Genomic DNA, 2,972 nt, shown 5'->3' on the forward strand with positions numbered 1-2,972 from the left:
GTGGCCCTCCTCGCGCAGAATCTCGACGCCAAAACCGCGTGACTGAGGTGTAGGAAGGCCTCTTCATAGCCAAGCAAAATGTTTGCAACAGAGCCAGCTGGAGTCCGGGGACATTCTCATCGTGACCAAGCTCGACCGCCTCGGCCGTGATGCGATCGACGTCAGCACCACCGTCAGGACGCTGGCCAAAATGGGCGTAAGGGTCTATTGCCTCGCGCTCGGCCGGGCCGATCTCACCAGCTCTGCCGGTACGATGACCATGAACGTGCTCAACGCCGTCGCCCAGTTCGAAAGGGATTTGCTGATCGAGCGGACGCAATCCGGCCTCAAGCGCGCCAAGTCGGAAGGCAAGGCCCTCGGCCGTCCCTCGACGCTGAGCGATAAACAGAAGCAGAATGTGCGGGGCGATCTCGCGACGGGGATGAGCGTTTCGGCGATCGCACGGAAGTTCGCGACCAGCCGGCAGACTATTATGCGGGTTCGTGACGAAGGTTCACGGTGCGTTCGACCTTAGCGTGTCTGGGCGAGCAAATCTTGTTCCGACCCCTACTTTGTTTAGGCATGCCCCACAAATCCTCATGCTCCCCTTGATCCGTGGAAATCAACACACATCACGGCAAAAGGCGAGCGGCCCGCCCGCTTCTTCGTGTTGCGCTGTTGTAATATTCTGACGCCTGCTGCACCGACCGATGACGAGACTGCTCCATGGCCTCTGGCAGCGGAATACCGCGATTGGCGGCTTCCGTGAGATAGCCAGATCTCAAACCATGGGCGGAAAATTCTTCCGGTTTCAGCCCTGCGATAGCGACTCGTTGCTTGAGAATGTCATTGATCGCCTTCGGATCAAGCGCGCGTTGGGAGACGTTGCCCCAGCGATCAATGGCTCGAAACACGCTTCCCTTGTCAATTCTTGCTACGTGAAGCCAGGCATTCAAGGCATCAACCGGCGAACCGGTGAGATAGACAACCTCATCGTTGTCCGCACCGTTGGTTTTGGTGCGACCCAGGTGGATGGACAGAGAGGGGAGGGTAGAACCGCCTTCGACTGGGATCGGTTCTTCGGGGCACAATTGCTCTTTCCGCAAACTGGCGATCTCGCTGCGACGGCGACCACCAGAGGCAAAGGCGACCATCAGGATAGCGCGGTCGCGGAGGTCGCGCAGACTGTCGCTCTGACAGGTGGCAAGCAGTTGGGAGAGAACGTCCCCGGTGACGGCCTTGGCACTCTTGCTCTGTCTGGGCCGCGGCGTTGCGCGCACAGCCAGCCGGATGGCGGATTTTAGGGCAGGGGAGGAAAACGCTCCATCAAGCCCCCGCCATTTCGTCAGCGTTGACCAGGTCGCCAGCCGTCGGCGAACGGTATCTGGCGCATGGGGTCCGCTTGAACGCAGAAAACCTTGGGCCCGAAGCTTGTCCTCGACCGCGGCCGGCATGCCATGCTGCGGATCGCTCAAGCGTTTCTCCGGATCCCAGAGATGATGGGCCACGAATTTCAGGAGAAGCGCTTCGGGTGCTGGCCACGGCAGGGATGTTCCTGCCGTTGCCAACGACCAGGCCTCCAGATAGGCCAGATCAGAGGTGAGAGCGCGAAGGGTATTTTCGCCCATGCCTTCGTTGACCAGATAACGGAGTGTCGCGACATCCTGATCCGTCAGAAGCTCGGCCAGCTCGTCACGCCGTTCCATCGGAAGCACGGAAGCGATGGTATCGAGTTGTTGGATACGGCGATCAAGAGCCTTTTCGTGATCTCCCGTCATAAAATGGAAGATGCCGGATGCAGTTTCAGGTCTGTTTGCGAAAAATCACGACCCTTGAACAGCAGAGGCGCTTTAGCAACGGCAGACACAGCATAGGAAAAACAATCGCCCATGTTGAGTGACGCCGGATGCCGCCCTTTGCCGTACCGGTCAAGCGCCTCCTCTGCTGCACGATAGTGCCTTTCATCAAAGGCGATTGGCATGATGTTAGGTGCATGGAAAAAACGGGTCACGATGTCACCAGGATTTGCAAATCCTTTGGCCGCGAGAACCGTTCGTGTTTCAAACAGTGTGGGCCAGCCAATGGCAACATTCTCTGTTCGCAGGAGCGATTTGAATGTCTCCGCCTCCGGTTCTTCCAAGACGATCGCAATGATAACCGATGTGTCGACGGCAATCATATTGGCAGGCCGTTTTCGTCATAAAGATCATCATGGGCGGATGTGGTGCCGGGCGGAACGTGTCGACGGCCTTCCGCCGCAAGTTCCCAGACCGCATCCAGCGGATGTTTTTTATCCTGCTGCCGCAATTCAACGTCATAGCGTTCAAGGGCCTGCTCAACGAGTCGGTTAATCGGCTGTCCGGTGCGGCGGGAAAGCGCATGGGCGAGATCACGGGCCTTGCTGCTGCGAATGGAAAGCTGTGGTTCGGACATGGTGTACCTCATCAAATGGTGTCCCGAATATAATGATTTCCGTAAAAGATAGCAAGTTTTCACCAGAAGATGGCTAACATCCGATAAGAGGTACTTATCGGGGGTTAGAACGGCAACTACCAATCATATCATGTAAGGAACCTTAGTGGCCAGATAGCTTTTGCTTAACGAATAGTTTACCATACAAACAATGGATTACGATCTGTCAAAACTGCCCATCTTCACCGTGAGGTATCGGCCGTAATCTCCCAGCGCCAGTTGAAGTGCCTTGATAATCGAGGTCTTTCCGGAGTTGTTCGTGCCGATCAAAACGGTGACTGGCGGGAGTTCAACCTCGATGTTCTGCAGACCCCTCAATCCCGCGACACGCAGAGTATCAACACGAATCGGCACGTTTCCTCCTGTGCAAGCAAGCACGTAGTTTAGGCGGCAGCCTGTCAATCGGCGTTGAATATTGACCCCTTATTGGAGTGAACCCTTCGGGCTGGACCAGCGGGGCGCTTCAAACTAAGCCGCCTGCTGGGCGAGTTGGGTTTCAAATTCTTCTGGCGATCGATAGC

At 56.5% G+C, this 2,972-nt stretch carries 5 protein-coding genes; 1 reads left to right on the top strand and 4 read right to left on the bottom strand.

The window, feature by feature from the left end; genetic code table 11:
- Positions 1–82 precede the first annotated feature (82 nt).
- A complete protein-coding gene (locus QO005_RS24115; protein WP_307160556.1) occupies positions 83–514 on the top strand; it encodes a recombinase family protein in 432 nt (143 codons plus the stop codon).
- A gap of 97 nt (positions 515–611) precedes the next feature.
- On the opposite strand, the gene QO005_RS24120 is transcribed toward QO005_RS24115, so the two are convergent.
- From QO005_RS24120 to QO005_RS24135, 4 genes are all read right to left on the bottom strand, one after another.
- On the bottom strand, positions 612–1,757 hold the full coding sequence (locus QO005_RS24120) for a site-specific integrase (RefSeq protein WP_307160557.1): 1,146 nt from the start codon (positions 1,755–1,757) through the stop codon (positions 612–614).
- Positions 1,754–2,158 carry a type II toxin-antitoxin system VapC family toxin gene (locus QO005_RS24125; protein WP_307160558.1) on the bottom strand — a complete coding sequence of 135 codons (405 nt, stop codon included), beginning with the start codon at positions 2,156–2,158 and terminating at the stop codon, positions 1,754–1,756. The genes QO005_RS24120 and QO005_RS24125 overlap by 4 nt, the downstream gene beginning before the upstream one ends.
- Positions 2,155–2,412 (bottom strand): type II toxin-antitoxin system VapB family antitoxin, encoded by a 258-nt coding sequence (locus QO005_RS24130; RefSeq protein WP_307160559.1) that lies wholly within the window; start codon positions 2,410–2,412, stop codon positions 2,155–2,157. Before QO005_RS24130 ends, QO005_RS24125 begins: the two co-directional genes overlap by 4 nt.
- A 195-nt stretch (positions 2,413–2,607) precedes the next feature.
- Positions 2,608–2,805 (bottom strand): AAA family ATPase, encoded by a 198-nt coding sequence (locus QO005_RS24135; protein ID WP_307160560.1) that lies wholly within the window; start codon positions 2,803–2,805, stop codon positions 2,608–2,610.
- Positions 2,806–2,972 lie beyond the last annotated feature (167 nt).

Source organism: Allorhizobium paknamense, assembly GCF_030815125.1.
In the GTDB taxonomy this organism is placed as follows: Bacteria; Pseudomonadota; Alphaproteobacteria; order Rhizobiales; family Rhizobiaceae; genus Allorhizobium; species Allorhizobium paknamense.

Bases quoted from the DNA above. Each gene is read 5' to 3' on its own strand.
- QO005_RS24120 (WP_307160557.1), bottom strand. From the start codon at position 1,757: ATGACGGGAGATCACGAAAAGGCTCTTGATCGCCGTATCCAACAACTC.
- QO005_RS24125 (WP_307160558.1), bottom strand. From the start codon at position 2,158: ATGATTGCCGTCGACACATCGGTTATCATTGCGATCGTCTTGGAAGAA.
- QO005_RS24130 (WP_307160559.1), bottom strand. From the start codon at position 2,412: ATGTCCGAACCACAGCTTTCCATTCGCAGCAGCAAGGCCCGTGATCTC.